Annotated in this window: 26 protein-coding genes; 11 read left to right on the top strand and 15 right to left on the bottom strand. The window is 43.9% G+C overall.

Annotated features, from left to right (window positions below; all coding sequences use genetic code 11):
* Positions 1–1393: hypothetical protein (locus F6J99_RS06080; protein WP_293112148.1), on the top strand; the 1393-nt coding region annotated here is incomplete at its 5' end.
* 115 nt (positions 1394–1508) lie between these two features.
* On the opposite strand, the gene F6J99_RS06075 is transcribed toward F6J99_RS06080, so the two are convergent.
* The 11 genes from F6J99_RS06075 to F6J99_RS06025 all read right to left on the bottom strand — a co-directional run bounded on the left by F6J99_RS06075 (position 1509) and on the right by F6J99_RS06025 (position 10572).
* On the bottom strand, positions 1509–2132 hold the full coding sequence (locus F6J99_RS06075) for a HEAT repeat domain-containing protein (protein WP_293112147.1): 624 nt from the start codon (positions 2130–2132) through the stop codon (positions 1509–1511).
* A gap of 326 nt (positions 2133–2458) precedes the next feature.
* Positions 2459–2947, bottom strand: a complete 489-nt coding sequence (locus F6J99_RS06070) for a bleomycin hydrolase (protein ID WP_287248232.1) — start codon at positions 2945–2947, stop codon at positions 2459–2461.
* A 75-nt stretch (positions 2948–3022) separates the two neighbouring features.
* A complete protein-coding gene (locus tag F6J99_RS06065) occupies positions 3023–3556 on the bottom strand; it encodes a phycocyanin subunit beta (protein WP_293112146.1) in 534 nt (177 codons plus the stop codon).
* Between the two features lie 203 nt (positions 3557–3759).
* On the bottom strand, positions 3760–4629 hold the full coding sequence (locus F6J99_RS06060; RefSeq protein ID WP_293112145.1) for a Uma2 family endonuclease: 870 nt from the start codon (positions 4627–4629) through the stop codon (positions 3760–3762).
* A gap of 153 nt (positions 4630–4782) precedes the next feature.
* The gene (locus F6J99_RS06055; RefSeq protein WP_293112144.1) at positions 4783–6063 is read right to left on the bottom strand and encodes a HEAT repeat domain-containing protein; all 1281 of its coding nucleotides are present in this window, start codon (positions 6061–6063) and stop codon (positions 4783–4785) included.
* A gap of 238 nt (positions 6064–6301) precedes the next feature.
* Positions 6302–6796: a bleomycin hydrolase gene (locus F6J99_RS06050; RefSeq protein WP_293112143.1), complete on the bottom strand. Its 495-nt coding sequence runs from the start codon at positions 6794–6796 to the stop codon at positions 6302–6304.
* Positions 6797–6900: 104 nt separating this feature from the next.
* Positions 6901–7434 carry a bleomycin hydrolase gene (locus F6J99_RS06045; protein ID WP_293112142.1) on the bottom strand — a complete coding sequence of 178 codons (534 nt, stop codon included), beginning with the start codon at positions 7432–7434 and terminating at the stop codon, positions 6901–6903.
* Positions 7435–7951: 517 nt separating this feature from the next.
* A complete protein-coding gene (locus F6J99_RS06040; protein ID WP_293112141.1) occupies positions 7952–8257 on the bottom strand; it encodes a CpeR family transcriptional regulator in 306 nt (101 codons plus the stop codon).
* A gap of 330 nt (positions 8258–8587) precedes the next feature.
* The gene (locus F6J99_RS06035; protein WP_293112140.1) at positions 8588–9199 is read right to left on the bottom strand and encodes a chromophore lyase CpcT/CpeT; all 612 of its coding nucleotides are present in this window, start codon (positions 9197–9199) and stop codon (positions 8588–8590) included.
* An 86-nt stretch (positions 9200–9285) separates the two neighbouring features.
* Positions 9286–9822: a phycobiliprotein lyase gene (locus F6J99_RS06030; RefSeq protein WP_293112139.1), complete on the bottom strand. Its 537-nt coding sequence runs from the start codon at positions 9820–9822 to the stop codon at positions 9286–9288.
* Between the two features lie 567 nt (positions 9823–10389).
* Positions 10390–10572, bottom strand: coding sequence for a hypothetical protein (locus tag F6J99_RS06025; protein WP_293112138.1), 183 nt, complete (start codon positions 10570–10572; stop codon positions 10390–10392).
* A 62-nt stretch (positions 10573–10634) separates the two neighbouring features.
* Here F6J99_RS06025 and F6J99_RS06020 point away from each other — a divergent pair, with 62 nt between their 5' ends.
* Entirely contained in the window at positions 10635–11009 is a 375-nt protein-coding gene (locus tag F6J99_RS06020; protein WP_293112137.1) for a helix-turn-helix domain-containing protein, read from the top strand.
* The gene (locus tag F6J99_RS06015) at positions 10897–11493 is read left to right on the top strand and encodes a hypothetical protein (protein WP_293112136.1); all 597 of its coding nucleotides are present in this window, start codon (positions 10897–10899) and stop codon (positions 11491–11493) included. The genes F6J99_RS06020 and F6J99_RS06015 overlap by 113 nt, the downstream gene beginning before the upstream one ends.
* A 171-nt stretch (positions 11494–11664) precedes the next feature.
* On the opposite strand, the gene F6J99_RS06010 is transcribed toward F6J99_RS06015, so the two are convergent.
* Both F6J99_RS06010 and F6J99_RS06005 read right to left on the bottom strand, forming a co-directional pair.
* Positions 11665–12243, bottom strand: a complete 579-nt coding sequence (locus F6J99_RS06010; protein WP_070394826.1) for a hypothetical protein — start codon at positions 12241–12243, stop codon at positions 11665–11667.
* Between the two features lie 45 nt (positions 12244–12288).
* Positions 12289–12618, bottom strand: a complete 330-nt coding sequence (locus tag F6J99_RS06005) for a hypothetical protein (RefSeq protein ID WP_070394825.1) — start codon at positions 12616–12618, stop codon at positions 12289–12291.
* Positions 12619–13327: 709 nt separating this feature from the next.
* Between F6J99_RS06005 and F6J99_RS06000 the strand changes: the two genes are divergently transcribed.
* The 3 genes from F6J99_RS06000 to malQ all read left to right on the top strand — a co-directional run bounded on the left by F6J99_RS06000 (position 13328) and on the right by malQ (position 18323).
* Positions 13328–15685 carry an NACHT domain-containing NTPase gene (locus F6J99_RS06000; RefSeq protein ID WP_293112135.1) on the top strand — a complete coding sequence of 786 codons (2358 nt, stop codon included), beginning with the start codon at positions 13328–13330 and terminating at the stop codon, positions 15683–15685.
* 614 nt (positions 15686–16299) lie between these two features.
* Positions 16300–16452 carry a hypothetical protein gene (locus F6J99_RS05995; RefSeq protein ID WP_293112134.1) on the top strand — a complete coding sequence of 51 codons (153 nt, stop codon included), beginning with the start codon at positions 16300–16302 and terminating at the stop codon, positions 16450–16452.
* A gap of 362 nt (positions 16453–16814) precedes the next feature.
* Complete coding sequence (gene malQ, locus F6J99_RS05990; RefSeq protein WP_293112133.1) at positions 16815–18323, top strand: 4-alpha-glucanotransferase; 1509 nt, start codon at positions 16815–16817, stop codon at positions 18321–18323.
* Between the two features lie 431 nt (positions 18324–18754).
* Here the strand turns inward: malQ and F6J99_RS05985 are convergent, their stop codons facing one another.
* Together F6J99_RS05985 and F6J99_RS05980 are read right to left on the bottom strand one after the other, a co-directional pair.
* Entirely contained in the window at positions 18755–19537 is a 783-nt protein-coding gene (locus F6J99_RS05985) for a RodZ domain-containing protein (RefSeq protein ID WP_293112132.1), read from the bottom strand.
* A gap of 31 nt (positions 19538–19568) precedes the next feature.
* Positions 19569–20324: a pseudouridine synthase gene (locus F6J99_RS05980; RefSeq protein ID WP_365972706.1), complete on the bottom strand. Its 756-nt coding sequence runs from the start codon at positions 20322–20324 to the stop codon at positions 19569–19571.
* A gap of 147 nt (positions 20325–20471) precedes the next feature.
* On the opposite strand from F6J99_RS05980, the gene F6J99_RS05975 reads away from it, so the two are divergent.
* From F6J99_RS05975 to F6J99_RS05955, 5 genes are all read left to right on the top strand, one after another.
* Positions 20472–21206, top strand: a complete 735-nt coding sequence (locus tag F6J99_RS05975; protein WP_293112131.1) for a DUF2993 domain-containing protein — start codon at positions 20472–20474, stop codon at positions 21204–21206.
* 635 nt (positions 21207–21841) lie between these two features.
* Positions 21842–22189: a hypothetical protein gene (locus F6J99_RS05970; protein WP_070394818.1), complete on the top strand. Its 348-nt coding sequence runs from the start codon at positions 21842–21844 to the stop codon at positions 22187–22189.
* 117 nt (positions 22190–22306) lie between these two features.
* Entirely contained in the window at positions 22307–23833 is a 1527-nt protein-coding gene (locus tag F6J99_RS05965; RefSeq protein WP_293112130.1) for an AAA family ATPase, read from the top strand.
* Positions 23834–23988: 155 nt separating this feature from the next.
* Complete coding sequence (locus F6J99_RS05960; RefSeq protein ID WP_070394816.1) at positions 23989–24342, top strand: DUF1257 domain-containing protein; 354 nt, start codon at positions 23989–23991, stop codon at positions 24340–24342.
* Between the two features lie 404 nt (positions 24343–24746).
* On the top strand, positions 24747–25569 hold an 823-nt coding region (locus F6J99_RS05955; protein WP_293112129.1), incomplete at its 3' end, for a transposase.

The raw sequence follows: 25569 nt of genomic DNA, 5'->3' as shown, positions 1-25569 counted from the left end.
GTATTCAGAAGGTAAGTCCAAGGTGGGGATATCCCTGACCCCTACAGGCATTGGCTTGTTGACTCAGATGGCTCAGAATACTGGATTGTCCCGCTCGGAACTAATTGAGCGTATCGCCAGAGGTAATATTGCGATCGCATGCCAGCAGGCAAGTATGACCATCGCCCTGGAAAATCCACCGCAGGCAAACGAAACATCCCCCAACAATGGAGCCACAAAATCTCCAACCAAGATTAAAGTTATAGAGGGTGAGCAACCGCTACAACCTGATGTCTCTGAGCCTGGTGCTTCTGGTGTATCCCAAGAAGATTACCAGTCTTTACAACAGCAGGCTAAAGAGCAAGCTAATTTGATTGAAGACTTACAACAGAAGTTAGCTCAACAAAAATCTGAAACGGCTGAACAAACGGAAAGCTATCAGTCTTTACAACAGCAGGCTAAAGAGCAATCTAATCTGGTTAAAAAGTTACAGAAGCAGTTAGCTGACCAAAAATCTGAAACGGCTGAACAAACGGAAAGCTATCAGTCTTTACAACAGCAGGCTAAAGAGCAATCTAATCTGGTCAAAAAGTTACAGAAGCAGCTAGCTGACCAAAAATCTGAAACGGCTGAACAGACCGAAAGCTATCAGTCTTTACAACAGCAGGCTCAAGAGCAATCTAATCTGGTCAAAAAGTTACAGAAGCAGCTAGCTGACCAAAAATCTGAAACGGCTGAACAGACCGAAAGCTATCAGTCTTTGCAACAGCAGGCTCAAGAGCAATCTAATCTGGTCAAAAAGTTACAGAAGCAGCTAGCTGACCAAAAATCTGAAACGGCTGAACAGACCGAAAGCTATCAGTCTTTACAACAGCAGGCACAAGAGCAAGCTAATCTGGTTAAGAAATTACAGAAGGAGCTAGCTGACCAAAAATCTGAAACTGCTGAACAAACGGAAAGCTATCAGTCTTTACAACATCAAGCTCAACAGCAAGCTAATGTGATTGAAGACTTACAACAGAAGTTAGCTCAACAACAATCTCTAGCAACACAACAGGTAGAGAGTAACCAGGCTCTGCAACAGCAGGCTCAACAGCAATCTAATCTGGTTAAGAAGTTACAGAAGCAGCTAGGTGAGCAACAATCTCAGGCGGCGCAACAAGTAGAAAGTAATCAGTTTCTACAGCAGAAAACTCAAGAGCAAGGGAAGCGTATTGCTGAGTTAGAGCGTCAGTTATCTGAAAAACAATCTCCGGCTAATCAAGCTCCCGAGAGTTATGAGTCTTTGAAACAGCATAATCAAGAGCAAGAGGAGCGTATTGCCACTTTACAAAAACACATTTCTGAGTTAAAGCGTTGGGCAACCATTGGCAAAACAGAGTTCAACAAGAGGCTTAACCGGAGATTGTTTTAGCTATTGCCCGAAGGCATAAATAATTATGTCAAGTCCCCTGGCTTTCTTCGTTGATAGTTTTGGGGATAATTTTGGGTTTTAATGACAACAAATAATTCTATTAATTATTCTGGTATTATTCTCCAGATGCTTTCCTGGATGAACCAAAGTTGATAATCTGTTCCAAGCGTGATATCGAACTAGCTGCTGATTCTCGGATATAGGGGTCGGCTTCCTGATTCTCAGCGGCAGCAGATAGCACTTCCATCGCTCTCTCATCCCCTAAGGAACCTAGAGCCTGTAGCACAGTAACTTGAAGTGCAATATCGTCGATCTCCAAAGCAGCCACTAGGGCTTCAAAAGCTGGTGGACCAATGGTTCCCAGTGCGCCAACTGTCGATATTTTGACAACGGGATCTGGGTCTTTAAGGGCCGTTTGTAGACTCTGCAACCCCACAGTTGGGAAGGTTTCTTCTGAGTAATTAAGAGCGATCGAAGCCAGCGCTTTTGCACAGCTAGCCCGTACTGTGTTATTTTCACTAGTTGTTAAGGTTTCTGCCAATACCGGTACAGCATCAAGACCAATCACACCTAGAGTTTGCACTGCTGCTCGCCGATAAACCACATCCTCATCACCCAAAATTGCCATCAACTCAGAAATAGTATTCTCGGTGCGCTCTGCTGCAATCTGCCGCATGGCTCTTTGTCGGAGTTTAGGATTTTTATTTTTTAATTGTTGATATAACTCTTCTGTAGACATTAGTAGATATTCGTAAATATCAGTAAAAAAATATTAGTAGACATTCTTGATCGAGGAGTCATACCAAGTTGCGGTCAAACGTACAACTTTCTCTTCCGCCGATCTCCCCATCTCCCCATCTCCCCATCTCCCCACCTCCCTATCTCCCTATCCAAGCCATCTACTCTCTTTGAATGCCACTTGGTATCAGGAGCTTCAATAACAACAACTAAGGGGTTCTTAGCAAAGTGCTGAACCTGTTTCAGGCACAGCACTTTGCCAAGATACCCCTTCAGTCGAAAGTACTAGAGGCAGCTAATCACTACAAACAGTGGATAGCAATAATCCTATGACATGGAGTTGATTACATAATCAAGATAACCCCGGTATTCAACCAAGGCTTGGGCAGACATATCACGAGGAGCGCAGCCACGATCCCGGAGGACGGTCAAACCAGTAACATAGGTAGCGGCATCGATACCTAAAGCTTTGTAGACTTCACGAGCGCCAGCAATACCCCACTCATCCAGAGGACCAGTACCACCAACAACTAGGCAATAGTTGATCAAACGCAGGTAGTGAACGATGTCACGCTTGCACTTTTCTTTCTGAGTACCTGCATCGATGTCCCGACCACTACCGTTGGGGAACTTTTTATAGATAGCATCAACAGCTTCTTGAGCTACAGCGTCGTAGTTACCTGCCAACTTTTCAGCAGCTTCCATACGAGCAGCAGAACGTTGCAAGCTACCTTGAACTGATTCTAGATCAGAAGCGCTAGGAAAACGACCTCCTAGGTCAGCGGAAGCAACAACAGTGGTTAACACTGATTTCATAATTAAGATATCTCCTGTCTTAAAATTGATTTCGGCAAAAGGTCAGTGTAATTCAAATTCTCCTGAGCAGGGAGACTAGCTAATAGCACTGCCGACTGCATCGAAGTAGCTACCGACTTCTGCAGCCAAAGAGGCACAATCACCGCTAGTAACAGACTCTTTGCGTTGAGATGCAGTGTTGCTAACAAAAGCCACAGCAGCAGCCTTCATGATGGCAACAGCCCGGGAAGTATTACCAGTGGGGACGCCCAAAGCAGCGTAGGTTTCCTTCAGACCATTCAAGCAGCGGTCAGCCAGTACAGAACTATCTCCGCTGAGAACGGCGTAGCACACATAACGCAAAACGATTTCGCCATCACGTAGACAAGCAGCCATCTTGCGGTTGGTGTAAACACCGCCACCGGCAGCAGTTAAACCAGGGCTTTCGCAAACGATACCAGCAACCGCATCAGTAACGATACAGCTAGCATTGCTGGCGATAAAATTCACAGCATCAAGGCGCTTGTTGCCATCAGCAACAAATCCCTTCAGAGCGTCTAAATCAGCACCGCCAACAAATCCACCTTTGGCATCGGCAGCAACTACGGCTTTTGAAAAAGCGTCTAGCATTAAAATCTCCTTATCAATAACAAGGACTTAAAATTATTGGTCTTGTCGTTCATCAATTGACTAACCAATTTAGACGATAAAAGCTGTTTGACACTCTAGTCCCATTTATGAGAAACAAAGCAACAAAACATTACAAAAATTTCCGTCTATCGGTCTAATTGTATAGTTTTGTATCAATAAACTTTTAACTGTTTGGTTCAATGCTAAACAGTATCGTCAAGATCAGGGTCAATACCTGCTGCTCGTAACTGCTCAGCCAGCCGAGCCGCTCTTGCTAAAGCAGCTTGAGTTCGTTGGCGCTCCTGCTCCACTATAGACTCTGCTTGTTCAGCACGTTGTCGCTCTTGTTCAGCACGTTGTCGCTCTTGTTCAGCTCTTTCCCTTTCTAGTACAGCTCGTTCATCACCAATCAGCAACAGATTTCCTTCCTCATCCCACCACCTTAGCCACAGTTGAGTTTGATTCTGATAACTTCCTTGCCATAAGCCTAGTTCTACACCCAAGGGTGAAATAGAATAATGCCCTCGTTCATTAGGGGTTAATTTCTGATAAAACCCACTGACCAAGGTATAGACCTCAAGAGAGCCGTTGTTTATTTGATAAATACCATAGTAGGGAATTCGGATAATTTGCTCATATACCCAAAACTTCCCTGGCTTAGTTACTTCTCCTTGAGTCGAGAGGGATAACGGGGTTTTGTCCCGTTCTTCCTCGCCATTGCCACTGGCGAATTCTAAAGCAATTAATGGTGCTATATGTTCCCGCCACACCACATAGGAGCGACGAATTTTACCATCTAGCTGAGGAGGGACATTGGGAACATAGAACCAATCAGGTGCTTCGGCTCCTTTTTCAGGTGGGTCAGTTTCTCGCCAGTAGATACCACAGTCTTGCCCAATGGCATATTGTCCATCAGGATGTCGCTGTTGTAATATCTCTCCAATCGAATCCGTTAGAATTATGCTTTGGGGATGCTCTTGAAAGTTTTTCACAAATGTTCCATCTGACTCCGGTAGCTGGGTGTGGTCAGGGAAGGGAGGAGGTAATTTGACTCGAGGTACTGTCTCAGTCATGATCTGGCCTAGACTATGGCGGTGATAATTCTCTATATTATCCTGGCTGCAAAGCGTGTGATAGGCGATCCCAATTAGCAATTACCAGAGCATGATTAGTCCTTAGCACACTAAAGACGCTTTTTCAAGGTGACTAATCACTAATCCTAATGGCTAATGACTAGTCACTGCTTTAGTAACTGCTTTCGACCGAATCAACCAATCTGAATCATTAGCTGCCAGATCTTGAGCACTGGTATCCCCTAACTGCTCTAATGCGATTAAACTGGCATATTTCAAGTTAAAAATCTTGGTATTGAGGCTGTCTTTGAGTAAGGGAATTGCCCGTTCATCCCCTAAATTCCCCAAGGCAATGGCAGCAGCAGCACGGGATTTCTGAAACTGGGGTGCTTTATTGTGTAGGGCTTCCACTATCAAATCGTAGGCATCGGTGTATTTGAGCCAGCCTAAGAGTTTTACAACATGGTAGTGAGCACCATAATCGTTATGGGCTTTGTCAGCATAGGTAGCAAGTAGGGCGTCAGCAACAGCATCTGGGGATAACTTCAGCAGAGTTTTACTGCCTAGATAACACCGCCCAAAATCTGTATGGTATAGCTCGTTAATCAAGAATTCTAAACTGGGCATTTGGTCATATTCATGAACCAGCTCTAGGTGATCAGGATGATCACGAATCACTTGATCGAGTGATGGTTCGATCTCCTCAAAGGTGATATTACCGGTTGGCAACCCAGCCTCTGCCAAGAGGCGAATTCCTCGTATTCGAAAGACCATGGAAATGGGACAGGTCCCAATTTTAGGAATTCCTTGGTAGTATCGGGCATCAATCAGGTCTTGAATACAGGCTCGTCGGGCATTGACACTAGAGTGTTGCAGGAATGCCATCACTTTGTGCATCTCGGTGGTATCCCCTGTGAACCGACAAACCGTTGCGATCGCAGCACTGGCTATCGGTTCATTATCGGATTTAGTAAATGTCTTAATCTTCTCAAGGGCTGGTTTATAGTCCAGTGCGCCCAGAGTTTGGATAATCACCCGATAAGTCTGACCTGGCTTCTCCAGTAGCTGGGCAATTTCTTCGAGAATTTCGGGATCTTGAGTGCCAATTTCCCCAATTGCCCAGACAGCATTTTCCACCGTGTAACAATCCTCATCCCCTAGACATGAGCGAATGATGGGTAGGGCTACAGAGGCTTTCAGACGACCTAAACTTTCTACTGCCTTGCGTCGAGCGATACGATGGTACATTTCTGAGTTGTGCTCTTGCACCGTTTCCATCAAGGCATTGATTGACCGCTCCGTGTCAAAGTTAATTAAATGGGATGCAGCCAGATAGCGATCAGATGGGTCTTCCAGCTGCTCTAAGGGGGTCTTTAAAAGTGCGATCGCTTGATCTTCGGTCAAATTAAATATATTGGCAAAACGTTTATCCATCAGTGATTTAGTAGTTATTTAGTAGTTATTTAGCAATTAACAATAGGACTTACGAAGTTTAGTTAGTTTTGCCCCCTAAATCCCCCAATTCTGGGGGACTTTGACATCATTACCCCCCAAAACAATCAGGGGACTCTCTGACGGTACTCAACCAATCCAGGCAAAGCAACGTACTAAGAGTCCCCAGGTGCTGATCGAAATGTTAGTCAATCAGGGACGGATTTTCACCGTGATCTCCTTAGGACAGGGAGTTGATTACATAGTCAAGGTAAGTTTTGTACTCACCCAAAGCTTGAGCAGACATGTCACGAGGAGCACAACCGCGATTACGAGTGTGCTCAAGAGCTGCGATATAGGGACCGGTAGGTAGGTTCAAAGAACGGTAAACTTCACGCTGACCAGCAATACCCCACTCATCTAGAGGACCAGTACCACCAACAACTAAGCAGTAGTTGATCAAGCGTAGGTAGTGACCGAGATCCCGGTAGCACTTGTCAACTTTGGCTTGAGAATCCCCAGCTTCACCAGCTTCTTTCAGGTAAGGATACTTCTTATAGCAAGCATCACCAGCTTCTTTGGTTAATACATCAATGTTTGCTGCTAGCTTTTCAGCAGCTTCCATACGAGCAGCAGCCCGTTGCAGGCTACCTTGAACAGACTCAAGGTCAGAACTGCTAGGGAAACGACCTGCAGCATCTGCAGCAGTAACAACTGTGCTTATAACTGATTTCATTTTTATATATCTCCTGAATGGGTTTTGACAAAGATTAGACTTAGCTTTTGGCTTCCCCAGCTCACTTTGGCAGGAGCTTGGTTATCTTAGGCAGAAGGGAAAGACTAGCTGATAGCAGCAACTACTGCATCGAAGTAACCAGCAGTTTCAGCAGCTAAGGAGGCACAATCCCCGGAAGTGAGGTCAAACTTACGCTGGCTAGCGGTGTTGGTAACGAAAGCAACTGCAGCAGCTTTCATGATTCCAACAGCACGAGCTGCGGAGGTGGTGGGTACACCCAGAGCGCTGTAGGTTTCCTTGAGACCATTCAGGCAGCGGTCGCTCAGGACAGAAGCATCACCAGCCAAGATGGCATAGCTCACGTAGCGGAGGATGATTTCACCATCACGCAAGCAAGCAGCCATGCGGCGGTTGGGGTAGCAGTTACCACCAGCTTGAATCAAACCAGTGTTTTCGCAAATCATTCCGGAAACAGCGTCGGAAACGATGCAGCTGGCTTCGCTAGCGATACCGTTTACAGCATCAAGGCGCTTATTACCATCAGCAACAAAGCCTTTGAGAGCAGTCAGGTCTGCAGCACCGAGACATGCGGTTTTGCTATCTGCTGTAACTACAGCTCTGGAAAAAACGTCAAGCATTGAGATCTCCTTAAAATTAAAGGTACTTAACTAGTTTGCTATCTTGCTTGTCATTTATCAAATTTGACCAGCTGATTATTATGATTAGCGGATAATGGGGACCGCAGTCTCATTTATTAACAACAAAGTAATAATCTGTAATATTCGTCACCAGGTCACCAGTCGATCACACTGGAGTCGGTTAACCGACTCGGCAGTTATATACAAAACTTAATAATTGGATGTACCTAACTGTGATATATTATCATTCATTACTCCCTACTCCAATTAACCCACGACGAAAATACCTCAACTAACTAATTGGTAAGCATTAAGCTATCAGCTATCAGCTATCAGCTATCAGCTTATGCGCTACGCGCACGCTGTCTTGATGCAGTCGCTCATGGGGGAAACCCCCGCATGAAGGCGCTGCCTCGCTACTTGAGGTGCCAAAGGCTGACCACTGACCACTGACTACTGACTACTGACCACTGACGGCTGAATGCTTAGCTATAAACTGGTTCAGTGGGGGGATTTTTCACGAACGTTCATCAAATCTGGTGCGGAAGCTCCCGTATTTTATCCAGTATTGTTTTAGATCATGATGAGGTGTATGTAAACTCGCTTTAGCTTGATACAAAATAACTTGGCGATGGGAGCCAATCCAAATTTTTTTAATGGGTTTAACCGATATTACACTTCCTCCGAGACTCTCGACACATTCGGAGAATCGTTCAACCGTTGTATATTCTACCGTCTCAAAGATAAAAAAGTGACCCGAGCAGATTAAATGTCTGCTCCTAATCCAGCACTGCATCTTTTTTTGAGCTCTTGGCGGTAGCATTAGCTGTACACAAATCATCCTCAACTCTATTATTGCTAATTAAGATTTTATGGTAGTGGTTTTATAACAAAGGGAGTAGGGAGTAGGGAGTAGGGAGTAGTAACAAAAATCCTCACAATTCATTTAGGAACCCTATAGGTTTTAGGTTTTAGGTTTTAGGTTTTAGGCATACCTAATAATCCCTTTCATAAAAAAATGGTTATTTTGAGTAGTCTAGATTAGACGACTTTACCTACCCTAATTGACTTAGTATTTGTTAGTATTTGTTTGTTGGTATTTGTGTTACAAGCCAATCCCTTATTGCTGATAACTAGGCACTATACATCCGCGCTACAAATTAGGTAATTCGTCAGCAAAACTTTGCCGTTTCTCAAATCGTAAATGACCAGCTGCTGATCCCCATACGTGCTCATGAGTATTGACATCCATACCCTGATCTAGGCTTATCCAAGTCCTTTCAGTCAGTTCCACATCACTGACCAGATAGGTTTTACGCCCATTACGTTCGATGAAACACTGGCAACCGGGTTCTACATTGCCGCGAAACATGTCACCCTCTCGCCAGAAAATCATTGAACAGTTGTAGCGACGTTCTATAGCATCAGGGGTGATGGTTTTGAGAATATCTAGCTCTCGCGCTGCCCCCGCATAAAGAACTGGATCGTTAAGGCTGTAATTTTCTATATAAGTATGATCACCTTTATCAATCAGGCGATGGACTCCCTGACGGTAGGGACTCCATAGATCATAGTCATAGGCTTGCTCAGAGTAGAAACCAATACCGGAAAAAAAATCAAAGGGTAAGGGGCGAAAGAAAACATGAATGTGAGCGTAAAGCTGAGGATTATCAATCGCTTGTTTTTGGTTACTAAAATCTCCAGCCATCCAACTAGCTAGAGTCATTAAATTACTGGTAGTTTTATCGGTAGTACTAGACAACATTGGTGTATTAATCTATTGAAAACCTAGGGTTAAAAAAGATTTAAAAAAAACTAGATTATCGCATTAACTGTTCAAGCTGATAACTTTCAGCTCGATTGGGATAGGTCACGGATTTCTGAAGAAAACGAGGCTGTAGTCACCCCTTGACCAGAACTGGTTTTAATCAAGGACACCCGAAAACGTAGATTTGGTGTGGCAAACCAAATCCGTTCTTCAGCAGCTGCTCGGTCATACTCCGTTAACAAAGTGAAGGTACCATCTTCAGTCAGGTGATAGTTGCCCACTGCTGCAATTGTCTCCGCATAGCCTTGCTCTCTGAGGAGTTTTCCCCGATCGGGGTGTTCAGGATCGGGGATAGGGACTAGAACGCAACTTCCAGACTGGATGTCGTCTTCATCCCAATCTGATTCACCTTCCCAACTCATGCGAAAGGGATGCAAGGCAGTTGTGGGATCAATATCGTATAGTTTGCAAATGTCAATCACAGCTGAGTCATCAGCCTCAAGGGCAACGATATCAATAGTTGAGCGTATTTCCTCAAAGTGACTAAACGCTAAGTGATGACCGCTGCGTTGCGATCGCCAACGTCCAATAGAACGTTCTATAAATTCAGTAAGCTCCATTTGCTATGTGTAGTTTGATTTAAAAAAGTTAACAATTTTGTTTGCGTATAGCAGCTGAATCCTCAGCTCAATGGTGTTGTACGTTACGCAAACCTAGTAAATTAGAGCCTTTACCCGGATTTACATCTTCATTTATACACCGTGGCTCCAATCCTTCAACATTAGTAATTGTAAACTTTTATGACAGTTATGTGTGGAAACCAGAACTAGTATCAACGAAAACATAACAGTCAACTGTTTACAGTTAACCATCAACAGGATTTATAGCATTTATCATAGTAATGAGGTACACAGGATTTGTGTCCTATTCCCTATTCCAGACTCCCATTAACCCAGAACGAAAGTCCTTCAACTAATTGAGAAATGCTTTGCTAATTATCAGTAAGGGAGTTTGTTCGCGTAGCGTGGCCTACGGCCAGGGAAAAGAATACCCCGTCCTCTTAGGTCTTAAAGTTACCGTAAGGATAGTGGAGCCTTTATGGTTAGTCGGCTATTCATAAAAGGGTTAAAACTTTTTGATTAAGGCTCCACTATCCTAAGGTTTCGTCTCTGGGGATGAATTTTCCCTCAATTAGGCAGAGTACCAGTCCTTCCCAGGAATTCTAAATATTCAGACAGACTCAATCCTGAACAAGCAGCTAAGCGCTTTAATCCCTGCCAGCCAGTTTCGGTAGCCTTAATACTGTAGCTCTTTTTGGCCTCCTCGTGGAGTCTTGGTCTTCCCACTTTTCTTCTAATTTGCTTGGACATTTCCTTGACACTTTAATTTAAGGGGTCTATAATTAGACTAGCACAAAAAAAAGGTCGAACAGATGCAACTAGGATACGTCTACAAGTTAAAGCCAAGCCGACAACAAGAAGTCACTATGAATAAGTGGCTTGACATGCTGCGATCCCAGTACAATTACTTGCTAAGAGATAGGAACGATTCTTACGACCAAGCAAAAGCTCCAAGGCTAGGTAGTTATTGTGATTTAAGGAGTGGTGGAGAGGCGTGTCCGTTGACCTGTTCTGTAAGCAAGAATTACTCTGTGGGCTACCCCTGGAAGAATAGCCAGAGGAATCCAAGGAGAAGTGCCTACGAAGCACAAAGTTCAAGTTTGCCCACTCTCAAGAAGCAGAGACAGAGCCAAACAGTATTTAGACAAAAAGGCACAGGAGTTTGGAGCTCAGAGTCAAACCTATGATGACAAAGGCACTGTTTATTACTTTCTGACCGCTAGCGCTCTCGGTAGTATCTTTGATGAGAGTGAACCATCCTTCGAGCTTGAGAGTGAATCCTCCTTGGAGCCTGAGAGTGAATCCAACACCAGTCAAGCAAGCCCGTCTTTGGAACTACAGCTCCAAAAAGATGAGTTCTCTAGCAGAGACATCCCAAAATTGCTAGAAACTCCAAGATCACAAGAATCTGTTGCCTCAAAACTAGCTGCCTTTACTGCTGATGCTTCAGGTGATCAAAAAAACTCGGTCAAAAAGAAGCAGGATAAGAAAGTTGATCAACCTCTGATCCAAGCCGAATTAGCGAAGCGACTGAATGTTCATGCCAGCACAGTTGGTAAACGTAAATCTGATGCTGACTTTTCACAATGGAGTAAAAGTAAAGATCCAGACGGAATTGCCTGGGAATATTCATCACAGAGAAAGGAGTTCTTGCCAATTGTGAACAATTAGGAAAATCTCGATCGTGAATAAATTTTAATTAGTCATTAGTAATTTATTTGTGATCTGTACCGAATAACTAATGACTAATCAGTCAGCTTACCAGAATTATAAGTATTCAAACACCTATTAGATCATACTAGCAATGATATAATACTACCTAAGGTTAGAAGAAGCTGGGAACTAGGAAATGGAATGAGCAAGTTCTGCCTGGGTTCGGGAATTAAACCTGTCCAGAGAATCCCATTTATTCAACACTTGGGATTTGAGTTGTTCAAATTTGATCTTTAGTATGCGTCTGCTGACTATGGGTTGAGCTATAGGTTGTGAGGCTTGACCAGTATTAGCAGACTCTTGTAACATCTGGCATTGTTGGGGTGTAAGTGTTACGGTTATTACCTGGTTACAGCGTTGTGGTTCTTCAGAGGAAAACAAAAGTAGTCGATAGAAGCCTTTATCTGCTAAACAACGAGTAATGGTCTGAACTTTCGAGGTTTTCAAGTCTAGATAGCAAGGGAGTAACCGAGAGTCGTTTTCTGTAGACTGAAGTACAGTAACCCATAGTAGCATGGGATGAGGCGAATTGATGAAGATAAATTGACTGTGGGGCTTGCTGAATAGATAATACTGAATTTCCTGTGGGGATAGCATCAAGCATAAGGTGGCAAAATTTCCCAAGCTGCTTGGTAAGATTGCAGGAAATACAATTTTGCTAATTGGTTTATCCTGGGGCCAGGATTGCTGTAGACACACTTGTAACATTTTAACTCCTGATATATTTATAGTCTAATAAACCTATGAATATCATCATTGAAAACTCCCTAAGCTTAAGGCAGAATCAATGAAATATTCCTCCGTCACCGTTGATGCTGTTAATTGGTGAAACTTGACATGCCATAAGGTTTCAGGTAAGTTGTCTACGCTCCCTAAGAATGATAGTGATAAACTATTCAAGGGGTAAGTAGATTGTTGAGCAACTACTTCTTTAACGCCATCCTTATAATTCTGGAAAAACTTATTATTCATAAGGGTTCCAAAGATAAAATTTTCAGTCATTGGGGGAATACCATTGACAAACATCAGGCAGGTAGTGACAGCAGCTGCTTCGATAAAGGTTCTCCAATAACGATGGTTCATAAGTAGAGTTAAGTTGATTGAGATCTAGAAATAAGGCTTACTATGACACCAAGTCAGTAATCAATTACGGTCGTTATCATACCGTTAGTTATGGTTCACAGTCCTCTTCCCCTAACGCCTAAAGTGTACGGAAAATTACTGAATTGATGCTATAGTTTCAGGATGAAGTTTGGATGTTTGCGATTGCGTTTTTGTTGTGTTTGAGTTGATGTATACCAATTACTAAGCAGAAATGGGAGAGGGTGAAAAGCAAAAAAGCTTGCAGGCAAAATGAATATCCTCTTACCTGAAGTTTAACGTCATCGTTTGTCCGATAACAATCAACGGTCGGACCCTTGAGAGTGGGATAGAAGAAAATATAGCAATCCGATTTGAGTTGTGAAACACCAGAAGAGGGGGAGAGGAACCTCAGACCGGAAGTGGAGGAACAGAAGGAAAAATTTTACCATGGTTTTTTTTGTATAAATGATTGAGGATTTCTATATACTTCTGACCCCATCACGTCATCACCCCATTACCCCATCACCCCATTACCCCGTCTGATCAAAAATTTACCATTGTGATCCGTTCCTTGTGGTTCTTGACCTATTTTTAGGGAAATCTATAGGTGAGTGTCGAAAGATTTTTCATGACCTGTGGCTCTTGACCTATTTTTAGGGAAGTCTATAGGTGAGTGTCGAAAGATTTTTCAGTAAATTAAGCTTGAGCTATGGCAAAGCGATCTCTCCAGGCATCTCCAGACGGCATCAGAAAAGCCAAACAGGCTTTTGAACGCAAGGGATGGACACAAGAATATTTTGCGGGTGAAATCGGCATAGAAACTCGCCAACCGATTTGGAAGTTTTTTGCCGGTAAACCCGTTGACCGCCGCGTTTTTAGCGAAATCTGCTTTCATCTGGATTTGGAGATGGAAGAGATTGTCGCAATACCAGAAGATGCTCAGATAGATGCAGAAAAAAAAGCAGCTGAGGACAAAAGTAGAGTTGATGCAATCGTCACCAAAGTGCGATCGCACTACCATGAGAAAATTCAAAATCAGTGTGGCACTCTACGCCTATTAGATATTGCTCGACCGGTGAGTTTAGATCACATCTACGTAGATGTGAATATTCTCGAAGAAATCACTAGTCAACGATGGTTGGAAATTGACGATTTGCAAGGCTTCCCAGCGGAAGAATTTGACCGCTTGGGTATAGGGAAAGTGCGCCGGGAAAGCATACCAGGACTGCAAGCGGTAGAACGCTATCCTAAAATGATGGTGCTAGGTAAACCTGGCTCTGGGAAAACCACCTTTTTGCAATATCTGGCTATTCAGTGCAATCAAGGAAATTTTCAATCGGATCGGGTTCCGATTTTGATTCGATTGAAAAACTTTGCCGAGGATGCTATGGTCGAATGTAGTTTCAGCCTATTTAACTACATTAATCAAGAGTTTCAAAGTTGTGGTATTTCAGAACAAGATATTGAAACTCTCCTCAGTTATGGCAGAGCCTTGATCTTAATGGATGGCTTGGATGAAGTCCCGGAAACTGCCAGTAATCAAGTTATTCAACAAATCCGCAAGATTTCAGAAAAGTATTACAAAAATCAGCTGATCATCACATGTCGCATTGCAGCTCAACAGTATCGATTTCGGGGGTTTACTGAGGTTGAGATTGCTGACTTCAAACCAGCACAAATTCAATATTTTGCTAAAAAGTGGTTTGTGGCGGTAGCAAGGAATGACCCAGAATCAGGTTTGGAGAAAGCATCTCTGTTTATCGAGCAGATGAAGCTGCCAGAAAATCAGCAAATTAGAGAACTAGCAACAACACCAGTCTTGCTGAATCTAGCCTGTCTGGTGTTTCAAACCAAAGCAGACTTTCCTGTTAAACGTTCTGATCTTTACCAGCAAGGACTAGATTTACTGCTGATTCGCTGGGATGAAGCCCGGGGTGTTAAGCGAGATGATATTTATCGTAATTTATCCTTGCCCCACAAGCTAGAATTACTTTCTCAATTAGCAGTTATCACCTTTGAGCAAGGGGAGTATTTCTTTGAAGAAATTCGGCTGCAACAATTAATTGCTGATTATTTACGGAAATTACCAGCAACTCAAAGCAACCAGGCAGCTCTAGAATTAGATAGCTTAGCAGTACTCAAATCTATCGAGGTGCAGCATGGACTATTAGTAGAGCGGGCACGACGAATCTACTCATTCTCCCATCTGACATTTCAAGAGTATTTTACCGCCAGAGCGATTGTGATCGGCACTGGGATGTCTTTGTCACAGCTAGTCGAACACCTACAGGAGAAACGTTGGCGGGAAGTATTTTTACTCACAGCACAAATGTTGCCAGATGCTGATCAGCTATTGTTGCTGATCAAGCAACAGATTAATCGGTTAGTCTGTTCAGAAATGGTGCTTGACTCAGTCAAACTGACACCAAGCGCTATGGCTTTAGATGATAACTTGACAAAGTTCTTGAACTGGATCGAGATCAAATCCCTCGAGATCTATACTCCCTACAAGCCAGCAGCAGTGCGTGCATTTTACATGACCCTTGCCCTCCCTCCTAGCCATCCTCTTTCCCGGAATCAAGCCTTAGCTTTGGCTATTGATCACAGACTAGGAGGGGAGTTGGGTAGTGAACTTGCCCTAGATTTAGCTTTAGATCATGCTTTAGCTGTTGCCCAAGCTATGACACCAGAACTAGTTTACGACCGACTCAGTGCTCTTTACCTTGCCCTTGATTTGAATCACCTGACTGGGATTGAGTCTATCGGAGACTATCTAGAGAAGCTTAAAAATCAGCTACCTGACCTAGATGATGACGACCGAGATAGTATTCAAGAATGGTGGCAAAGTCATGGTTCGGAATGGGTATCACAATTAAGAGCCTTGATGATTGAGCATCGTAATATGGGTAACCAATGGGATTTGACCAAGACATCCCAAGATTGGTTAGAGCAGTATAGCCGTGCTAATCACTTGCTAGTAGAGTGCCTTAATAGTAATTGTCAGCTGAGTCTGACGGTGCGCAAAGAAATAGAAGATACGTTGTTGTTGCCGCTGTGCCACTCGTAATTGATCCCTCACGGTGGATGTTGACCTGAAGGGGTGACAAGTAGCTTGTCACCCCTTCAACCTATAACCTACCCTAAACCGAATACGGGGCGAACAACCTTGGCCTTGGCCTTTGGGCCACGCTACACGAACAACCCTTAACCCTTAAACCTTTTTGACCCATGCTACGGTGTTGACACTCCCCGCTCGCTTTGTGACGGGGATTCCTAGATCTACGACCGGCCTTAAACCTCCGCGTCCGAATGGCAATACCTAAACCGAAATCCCGTCAAGACTAAGATTCTAGTTCAGTTCGCGTGCATACCCAGCGGGCTAGTCTCGCGATAGCGTTCAGCTACTTTTTGAGAAGTGCCTTATGAAGTCCGTTGCTTCCCTGTTTCACTTGGTTTCGGCGTGCCGGAGACGAAACCTTATCAGAGGGTCGCCTTAATCAAAAAGGTTAAAACTTTTTACTCATAGCCGACTAACTATAAAGGCTCCACTCTTCTTACGGTAACTTCTAACCCCGCCGTACCGTTGTTTTCTCAAAGTGTTATCTTGCTGGGTTCACACACCAATTGTTAGTTGATGGTTGGGTTTTTAGCGATGCAGCAAGGGAACAGGGGGTTTCCCCCATGAGCGACTGCATCAAGAAAGGAGGACTTTCCCTACCCTCCGGGCATTTCTACTTTAACGCCCTTGCAGTGGCGGGTCTCTCTCCCGGTTGCGCCAAGGCCAAAGGCCACGCTACGCGAACGGATTTTCAGCCTGTACCCATATTTTACTAATACTCTAGCGCGTAAGTAATGTCAACCTTTTGGCAAAAATGAACTTGCCCGACTATTGCATACACAGTCTGCCCGGCGGCGTTTCAACCGGTGCGACCCGTGGGAAATTTAATTCGCCTACACAAAGCGCACCGGCAGAGATTTTTAAATTCTCTTATTACAGCTTCCAAATTTGTACAAGATTTAGGATTTTTGCTACCAGGGTTCCGGATCAGAAGCTGTCCGCTAGACCGACTACGCTTTTTATATATGCGCTTTACCGCTACCATAAATTATAGCTTAAAGCCGTCCTAAAAGGACGGGGCTTTAAACCCAAATTTTTTTGGTAAGGCTTACTTACTATTATTGTTGATTGCTTTTTTATGCCTTTTCCGAGATCTAGTGGTCTTTTGCTCCATCCGACATCCCTACCCAGTCCCTTTGGTATTGGTGACTTAGGTTTACAGGCTTATCAATTCATTGACTTTTTGGCAGAAAGCGCCCAACAATACTGGCAAATCTTGCCCCTTGGTCCGATTGGGTATGGGAACTCTCCCTATGGTTCTTACTCAGCCATGGCAGGCAATCCCCTACTCATTAGCCCAGAACAATTGCAAAAGCAGGGACTGCTCAAGGATGAAGACTTTGCCAATCTGCCAGAGTTTCCCCTCGACTCAGTGGATTATGATCAGGTAATTCAAACCAAGATGCCCCTGTTGTACCAAGCTTGTGATCGCTTCCGTGGCAACGCCTCACCCCAACAGCACCAGAAATTTACAGAATTTTGTCAAGCAAAAGCCAGCTGGTTGGAAGACTATGCTTTATTTATGGCTGTTCATGATGCGTTTGACCAGAGTAGCTGGCATACTTGGGAACGAGACATTGCTATGGCTCAACCCAAAGCAGTTGAGTATTGGCGGCAGAAATTGCAGCATGAAATTTATTTCTACAAATACCTACAGTTTGAGTTTTTCTGCCAGTGGTCAGCTCTCAAACAGTACGCCAACCATCACCAGATCCAGATTATTGGTGATATTCCAATTTATGTGGCTCACGATAGTGCTGATGTCTGGGCTGATCGGGAAATCTTTGCCATTGATCACGAAACTGGCGAACCCACACTCATGGCTGGGGTGCCTCCGGACTATTTCAGTGCCACAGGTCAGTTGTGGGGTAATCCAGTTTACAACTGGGAACAGTTACAGGCAGATAACTTCCAATGGTGGATACAACGCTTCCAAACTATCTTGGAGTATGTAGACATTGTGCGGATTGACCATTTCCGGGGATTTGAGGCCTACTGGCAAGTCAAGCAAGGAGAAACAACTGCCATCACTGGAGAATGGGTTAAGGCACCAGGAAAAGAATTTTTTGAAGTACTCCAAGACAAGTTGGGCAATTTGCCAATTATTGCCGAAGATTTAGGGATCATCACTCCAGAAGTAGAAGCATTACGCTCACGCTTCCAGTTTCCTGGTATGAGAATTTTACAGTTTGCCTTTAGTGGGGGATCAAGTAACCCTTACTTACCCTTTAACTATGTCCACAACTGTGTGGTTTACACCGGTACCCATGATAATGACACAACAGTGGGTTGGTTTAAAAAACTCTCTGGTGAAGATAAGCAGATTATAATGAATTACTCCGGATCAGTCAGCCAAGAAGGCATCCATTGGGATTTAATCCGATTAGCGCTCAGTAGTATTGCCAACCAAGCGATTATTCCTGTGCAAGATATTTTAGGTCTGGACACAGATGCTCGAATGAACTTTCCCAGTACCGTGGAAGGTAACTGGCAATGGCGCTATCGACCGAATGCGTTGAGTGAAGAATTGGCTAATCGCCTCAAAATCCTCACTCACACTTACGATCGTGCTCCCAGTTATGACTAGCAAGCCTAGTTATATTGTATTGGAATAGTTTTAACAATTAATCCTATTAAGTTCATTATTGGTTGTTTATATTTTGACAAAAATGTTAATTATTAGTTAACAATCCTAAACTCACAATCCTAAACAATTCTATTCTATACAAGGGATTAACTGGACTTTATATAAGTTAAGTCGTTGCTATAGCATTTGACTTTGATATCTTCAAATTTAATTGATTAACCAAGGTAACAGGTGACATTAGGAAAGAGAGCCTACACTTGTGAGCGTTTTATGGTAAATCAGCATTGGTTTTCATGCATCTATTTGGAATTTTAAATGCTATAAGTAAGTTGTTATTTTTTTAGTAACATTTATAGGTTGTTGCCCCCAATTATCTGCTTTTTGAATGTTTAAGATTGATGAATTTAATGCTTTTCCCATAGAAAGCTTGACTACTGAAGAGAGGGTCTAGGTTTAGCAGCAAAAGTTAATGCTTGTACTGCACCAGGAGCCCCCATCTGCTTTGCCTGTTGGTTATTGAACTCAACGATTACATTCCCAGCATCGCCAGCTTTAACAAATAGTTTTTCGTTAGCAACCCAAGTCTGGTGCGCTCCTTCTTCTAGGATGCCTTCATATTTTTTCTTGCCATCTGCCACGATCAGAAGCCAAGATCTACCTTTGAGAGTGATATCGACCTGAACTGGCTTATCTGGAGACACCTTGGTTAAGGCTAACTGCGTTTGCGAGTTAGTTTGATCTAAATTACCGGGTGTCGGTAACAATTGAGCTGGAGACGAGTTTGGTTCCTTATCAGTTATTTGTGGCTTATAAGGGTTGATTAGGACAGATAAGCCACTCACTGAACCAATAACCAAGCAAATGTAGAACAAATAAAGATGAAACGGTCGCAGTTGAGGAACCCTACTGTTACCCCAGGAAAGTTTTGACCTTTTTACAGTTACCCCAGTGGGAAAAGCCTTGGCAAACTCGTCTCCATTTAAGCCTAGTGCATCCCCAAAGTGCTTGATAAACCCTTGAACATACACAGGTTCTGGTAATTGGTCTAGCTTGCCTTGCTCTATTGCCCTCAAAAATCGTGCATTAATTCGGGTGCAAGCGGCAATTTCCTGGATGGTTTTACACTGTTGAGTGCGTAACTGACACAGGTATGAACCCATTTCTTCCAGCTTCTTCTGTTGTTGTTGCTGCAACGGGACTTTGTTTTCATTCATACACGGTACTCCTCGACATCTGCTGGCATTTTTACTGAACAATGGTGGATTTACTGGTAAGAAAACTCACCTCTACATCATTCAAGGCACGGTATTCACCACAAGGAAGAATTGGCTCTCCTGGTAGATTTAATTTAATCGGGCCAATAGCAGTACGATGTAGATGAATCACTGGATAGCTTAGCAGTTGAGCAACACGACGGATCTGTCGGTTTCTACCTTCCGTTAAGACTACCTCCAAAAGTGTGGATTGACCCTTACGCTTAAGTACACGGACTTTAGCGGGTAACGTTTTTTTACCCAGCAGATTAACACCTTCACGCCAAGTTTGCAGTACCGATTCTGGGGGATTACCCCGTACCCAAACCTGATACGTCTTAGGTATGTGATGACTAGGATGGGTCAGGCGAAATGTTAGCTCACCATCATTGGTCAGTAGTAATGCACCTGTAGAATCCGCATCCAGCCTTCCTACAGGATGAATCCCCTGACCCTTGGTTAGTTTATCCGGTAATAAGTCAATTACTGTCGGACGATTCTGGGAATCTCGGCAAGTGGAAACTACTCCAGCAGGCTTGTTCAGTAAAAGGTAGATAGATTGAGGTCGGTGATAGGGGTTTATCGGTTTGCCATCCACTTCGATTACATCTGTTTCTGGATCAGCTTTCTGCCCCAAATGTACAGTCGTACCATTGAGGCGCACTTGTCCTGCGGCTATCATCTTCTCGGCTCGACGCCGTGACGCAATACCCCACTGTGAAAGAATTTTTTGTACTCTTTCCTCCATGACCCAACATTTGGCTTGAGCTTTGTCTTCTGGACTATGGTGATGCTGAATTTAGTTTGCCTTATGCTTATAGTGTGCCCAGGAGTTGATTTCCATTAGACAACCACTTCAAAATACTATGTACAAATAGTACAAGAAGGTGTTCTTTTGGTTAAAACTCCGAAAAGCTCGAAGCAAAAGCCAAGCCAGATTATCAGCAAAGTTATTTCCCCAGCGCTACGGCTGTGGCTGCGATCGCAAGTAGAGGAAGTTGCTACATTGCAACTAAACATTGTGGGATGCGATCGCCAAATCCTGACTGGTTACATTCCTCAGGTTGCCCTTGCTGCCAACCAAGCAGTTTATCAAGGACTGCATCTAAGCCAAATTCAGCTCGAAGGCAGTAATATTAGACTCAACCTGGGTCAGATAATTAAGCGTAAACCCGTACGTCTTTTAGAACCAGTTCCCGTAGTGGGTCAGCTATTACTCCTAGAACCAGACCTGCAATCATCTCTTGAAGCACCCTTGTTATCTAACGCTTTGACGGAGTTGTTATATACATTCCTTAAATCAGATGATATCATTCAACCCGGTAACGACCCAAAAACGCCACAAATACGCTGGGAAAAGATTAATATCAATATAGGACAGCTGACATTAAGAGGCATTTATACTAATCATGATGTTGGTACCAAGCTGATAGTAATTCGTGCTGGTATCCAACTAGCTACCCCCAACCAACTGGAACTGAACCCCTTGCAAGTTCAGATAGACCCTGATGCCCCCCCTCTTAGTTTAGATGGGTTTCTAATAAATTTAGGACCAGAGGTGGAGCTTCAAGAACTGACCCTGACCACTGGACAACTGATATGTCGTGGAGGATTGAAGGTAATGCCTTAGTCGTTAGTCCTTAATCGTTATTTATGATACTTTTAGCTGTTATTAATTAGCTTAAGCGCGTTTATATTGTGGCTATATAGTTCATAATTAGATCATTTCCGCGTCATTACTCCGCTTCATTACCTGTAATAAAAGCATCCTTTCCATCCTTAGCAAAAAACCTACCCATAACAGCTGTTGTTAGGTGCGCTTACAGTCGTCAAATTAAATTAGCTCTTAGTGCGCGCCTCCTAGGGTGCGAGGGATTGCTCGCGCCCTAGGGTCGCACCTCAAGGTGCACGCCTCTGGATGCAGTTGCTGATGGTTTGGGTTCTGTGTGCCCAGGCAAGCGTCCACACCTGTCAGCCATGCAAAGCGCGAGTGGGGGAAACCCCCCCTGTTCCCTTGCTGCATCGCTCTCCAGCCCCGTCGAGAAAGTCTTTCGCTTCACAATCGCTCCCTTTGATAGTGCTGCATCCGTTGCTAACTACAGGCGCGCCTTATGCTATTCCTTATCCATTAGATAACCATCTTCCTTCCGTCAGATTATTAAGTAATGTAACAATTATGCGGTCATACCAGCTTAATGTCTTGACAGCTAGAGAGGAAACCGATAAGGTTAAATACATACCCGGGTACAACGATATAAAAAATATATGCAAGACAAGCAAAAAGTTACTCTTTATCTTCCACCAGGATTGCACCGCCGGCTCAAAATTAAAGCGGCTGTTGATTCTGAATCAATGTCAGCTATGGTTGAGAGGGCGATTGTATTCTACATAGAACACCAAGATGTGGTTGAAGAGGTAGACCAATATGGACAAACCCATAAAGTATACCCCTGTCCTGAGTGTTCTAGTGACTTGGTTATCTCAGAGGGAAAATTAGTTGCTCTGAAAAACCAACCTGGTGTGATATCGGAAGAACTCCCAGTAGAAAAGGTAACAGCTAAAGTATGCTCCATTACCGATTCTCACGGAGAAGAGGAATTGGTTCCTTGTTAAGGTAGCCAAAGTTAAGGTAGACAAATTAGTCTACTCCCAGAGCCGACTTAGTTAGCTCAGTGGTTCAGTTGAAGATGTTTGGGCAGTTGTAAGCCGTCTCTAATATTAGGTAGAGTTATGCAAGAAGAGATAAAGGTTCTCATTCAAGCTCAATATCCCCTAATCTACCTCGTGACTCCCGAGGAGGAGCGGGCAGAGAGGGCAATAGCAATGATTGCTCAAAAGAAGTCTCAACAGCAACGAGTCTTCGTTTGGACCGTCACTCACGGGATTGTTGAGTATGGTCAATCACGCCACACCACTCAGCACAATACGGTCTCTCCTGAGGCAGCAGTTCAGTGGGTAATTCAACAAAAAGAACCTGGTATATACATCTTTAAGGATTTACATCCCTTTATAGATGCACCAGCAACTACCCGATGGTTGCGGGATGCGATGGCAAGCTTTAGAGAGGAAGCTAAGAAGTCTCTTAAAAAGTCTATCATCGTAATGTCCCCGGTGCAGCAGATTCCTATTGAGTTGGAAAAGGAAGTGGTTGTCCTTGACTTTCCCCTACCAAACCTTAAGGAACTTAACCAAGTCCTATCCCACCAACTGGATCAGAGTAAAACTCGTCGAACGACTACAGAAACTAGGGAAAAGCTGCTCAAAGCAGCATTAGGCTTGACCCGGGATGAAGCAGAGAAAGTTTATCGCAAAGCCTACGTTAAAGCTGGTCGTCTTACTGAAGCTGAAGTCGATATTGTTCTATCCGAGAAGAAGCAGATCATCCGCCGCAACGGGATCCTAGAGTATATCGAAGAAGATGAAACCCTCGATTCTATAGGAGGGTTAGAGGAACTGAAGCGTTGGCTGAAGCAGCGCTCTAATGCCTTTACAGAGAGGGCGAGAGAATATGGTTTGCCTCAACCGAAGGGAATGTTGATTCTAGGGGTTCCTGGCTGTGGTAAATCTCTGATTGCCAAAACTACGTCTCGTTTATGGGGTCTGCCACTATTGCGCCTGGATATGGGGCGGGTATACGATGGCTCGATGGTAGGGCGCTCGGAAGCCAACCTGCGCAATGCTTTGAAGACGGCAGAATCAATCTCTCCAGCTATTCTCTTCATAGATGAGCTTGATAAGTCGTTTGCTGGTAGCAGCGGTTCTTCTGACTCTGATGGGGGTACTTCAAGTCGAATCTTTGGTTCTTTCCTGACCTGGATGCAAGAAAAAACCTCACCAGTCTTTGTGATGGCGACAGCAAACCGAGTGGAGCGCCTACCAGGAGAATTCCTACGCAAAGGTCGTTTTGATGAGATATTTTTTGTTGATTTACCCAACACCCAAGAACGCCAGCAAATATTTGAAATTCACCTGAAAAAGCGGCGTGGAGATATTGACCGCTTTGATATTGAACAGTTAGCTAAAGTTTCTGATGGTTTTTCTGGGGCTGAGATTGAGCAAGCCATGGTGGCAGCGATGTATGAGGCATTTGCTCAAGACCGGGAGTTTACTCAACTGGATATTATTGCCGCGATTAAATCAACTCAACCTCTATCGCGCACGATGACAGAGCAGGTTGCAGCCCTGAGGGACTGGGCTAGGCAACGCGCGCGACCTGCTGCATCCTCCGTAGCTGAATATCAGCGTATGGAGTTCTAACAGGCTTTCTCCTGCTCCCAACAGGAGTAAAGGCTAGCAAAAAATTGCTAGCAGTTTGATAAGTAGCCGCTTGTAATTATTGTTGAGGGCGGCTAGCCATAAAAGTAAAACGCTACGTTGTCGTTTCTCTGATACCTTTTCTGGAGGAAATCCACATGTCTCACTTTAGCACTCTGCGCACTAAAATCTCCGATGCCGAAATCCTGAAAACTTCCCTGTGTGACCTGGGAATCACTGTTAAGACAGAAGCTGATGTTCGCGGCTACAATGGTCAGCGGGTTCGCGCTGACTTGGTTGCCGTTCTCGAAGGTGAATATGATCTCGGTTGGTCTCGCAACAGCGATGGCACCTTTGACCTGATTGCTGACCTTTGGGGTGTAGCTAAGAAGCACAACCAAACCGAGTTGATCAACTCCATCAACCAGAAGTATGCCGTTAACAAGACCTTGGCAGAAGTCAAGCAGCGTGGCCTAAACAATGCCAACGTTAAGTTGGTTCTACAAAAGTAGTCCATTTAGGCGTTCCCAAGCTCACGGGTTGACCAATTGTATAGCGGGTTAACCCGTTTTTTTGTGCAAATTTTTATGCAATTGTATAAATTTCGATTTTATGAAAGCCGATAAAGCATAAAGGCTGAGAACTCCGAGGAAAAGGGAGTTTTGATCTCGAGCAAACGGTATGATGTTTTCAGTCATAGTAAGATATCCTATACTCAACCTGTCCAGATGCGGCTCGACGCCCATCTTGTAAAAATTCTTTATGGAACTCCCCAAGCCAAAACCCCGTGTTTTTAAACCGGGGATTTAGGCTACTTAACGGCTTGAGCCGCCGTGAAAAAAAATATTGAAATAAAATCTGTAATCTTAGTCTGGATGTTGTAGAATAAAGTAGAGAACAGTTAAGGTCGAAATTGGTGATCATTTTGGAGTTCAAGGCAAAAGGTAAAAAGCATCAATACTCCGCTATAGACGAGGCTATCCGGACAGTTCAGTTCATCCGTAATAGCTGTCTAAGATACTGGATGGACAACAAAGGGGTTAACAAATTTGACCTCAACAAATACAGTGCTGTTCTCGCCAAAAACTTTCCTTTTGCCAACGATTTGAACTCTACTGCTCGGCAATCTAGCGCTGAGAGGGCATGGTCATCAATTGTTCGCTTTTTTGATAACTGCAAAAAGAAAGTGCCTGGCAAAAAGGGTTTTCCAAAATTCCAGAAAAACTGCAGATCAGTGGAGTATAAACAGTCTGGATGGAAATTATCCCCTGATAAGAAGTCGATCACGTTTAGTGATGAAAAGGGTATCGGAAAGCTAAAACTCAAGGGTACCTGGGATTTGTGGCGCTTTGATAAAAAGCAAATAAAGCGAGTTCGTATAGTTCACCGGGCTGATGGGTACTATGTCCAGTTCTGTGTTTCAGTTGATATCAAAGAGGAACTAGAGCCAACTGGAACAGCTATCGGCTTGGATGTTGGGCTAAAAGATTTTTACACTGATTCCGCTGGAAAGACTGAATCAAATCCTCGTTTTTACAGAATAGGAGAAAAACGTCTCAAGTTTTATCAGCGTCGAGTTTCTCGAAAAAAGAAAGGCTCATCCAATCGCAGAGTGCGGCTTGTTCTGAGTAGGAGCCTCCTGAGAAAGGAGGGGTATAACTCAGGGAATCGCGGGGTTAAAATCCCAAAAATTCTAACTGTCTGTTGGATGGTGGTGAAAACCCACCCCATTAAGAGAT

The sequence above is a fragment of the Moorena sp. SIO4G3 genome, assembly GCF_010692305.1.
GTDB classification, from domain to species: Bacteria; Cyanobacteriota; Cyanobacteriia; order Cyanobacteriales; family Coleofasciculaceae; genus Moorena; species Moorena producens_A.
The sequence above is the reverse complement of the archived record's forward strand: the minus strand, read 5'-3'. Positions and strand labels throughout refer to the sequence as shown.

Bases quoted from the DNA above. Each gene is read 5' to 3' on its own strand.
- F6J99_RS06065 (WP_293112146.1), bottom strand. From the start codon at position 3,556: ATGCTAGACGCTTTTTCAAAAGCCGTAGTTGCTGCCGATGCCAAAGGT.
- malQ (WP_293112133.1), top strand. From the start codon at position 16,815: ATGCCTTTTCCGAGATCTAGTGGTCTTTTGCTCCATCCGACATCCCTA.
- F6J99_RS06000 (WP_293112135.1), top strand. From the start codon at position 13,328: ATGGCAAAGCGATCTCTCCAGGCATCTCCAGACGGCATCAGAAAAGCC.
- F6J99_RS06045 (WP_293112142.1), bottom strand. From the start codon at position 7,434: ATGCTTGACGTTTTTTCCAGAGCTGTAGTTACAGCAGATAGCAAAACC.
- F6J99_RS06030 (WP_293112139.1), bottom strand. From the start codon at position 9,822: ATGGAGCTTACTGAATTTATAGAACGTTCTATTGGACGTTGGCGATCG.
- F6J99_RS06040 (WP_293112141.1), bottom strand. From the start codon at position 8,257: ATGCTACCGCCAAGAGCTCAAAAAAAGATGCAGTGCTGGATTAGGAGC.
- F6J99_RS06050 (WP_293112143.1), bottom strand. From the start codon at position 6,796: ATGAAATCAGTTATAAGCACAGTTGTTACTGCTGCAGATGCTGCAGGT.
- F6J99_RS06075 (WP_293112147.1), bottom strand. From the start codon at position 2,132: ATGTCTACAGAAGAGTTATATCAACAATTAAAAAATAAAAATCCTAAA.
- F6J99_RS05960 (WP_070394816.1), top strand. From the start codon at position 23,989: ATGTCTCACTTTAGCACTCTGCGCACTAAAATCTCCGATGCCGAAATC.
- F6J99_RS06010 (WP_070394826.1), bottom strand. From the start codon at position 12,243: ATGTTACAAGTGTGTCTACAGCAATCCTGGCCCCAGGATAAACCAATT.
- F6J99_RS06025 (WP_293112138.1), bottom strand. From the start codon at position 10,572: ATGTCCAAGCAAATTAGAAGAAAAGTGGGAAGACCAAGACTCCACGAG.
- F6J99_RS06070 (WP_287248232.1), bottom strand. From the start codon at position 2,947: ATGAAATCAGTGTTAACCACTGTTGTTGCTTCCGCTGACCTAGGAGGT.
- F6J99_RS05980 (WP_365972706.1), bottom strand. From the start codon at position 20,324: ATGGAGGAAAGAGTACAAAAAATTCTTTCACAGTGGGGTATTGCGTCA.
- F6J99_RS06005 (WP_070394825.1), bottom strand. From the start codon at position 12,618: ATGAACCATCGTTATTGGAGAACCTTTATCGAAGCAGCTGCTGTCACT.
- F6J99_RS06035 (WP_293112140.1), bottom strand. From the start codon at position 9,199: ATGTTGTCTAGTACTACCGATAAAACTACCAGTAATTTAATGACTCTA.
- F6J99_RS05995 (WP_293112134.1), top strand. From the start codon at position 16,300: ATGAGCGACTGCATCAAGAAAGGAGGACTTTCCCTACCCTCCGGGCAT.
- F6J99_RS06060 (WP_293112145.1), bottom strand. From the start codon at position 4,629: ATGACTGAGACAGTACCTCGAGTCAAATTACCTCCTCCCTTCCCTGAC.
- F6J99_RS05965 (WP_293112130.1), top strand. From the start codon at position 22,307: ATGCAAGAAGAGATAAAGGTTCTCATTCAAGCTCAATATCCCCTAATC.
- F6J99_RS05985 (WP_293112132.1), bottom strand. From the start codon at position 19,537: ATGAATGAAAACAAAGTCCCGTTGCAGCAACAACAACAGAAGAAGCTG.
- F6J99_RS06055 (WP_293112144.1), bottom strand. From the start codon at position 6,063: ATGGATAAACGTTTTGCCAATATATTTAATTTGACCGAAGATCAAGCG.
- F6J99_RS06020 (WP_293112137.1), top strand. From the start codon at position 10,635: ATGCAACTAGGATACGTCTACAAGTTAAAGCCAAGCCGACAACAAGAA.
- F6J99_RS05970 (WP_070394818.1), top strand. From the start codon at position 21,842: ATGCAAGACAAGCAAAAAGTTACTCTTTATCTTCCACCAGGATTGCAC.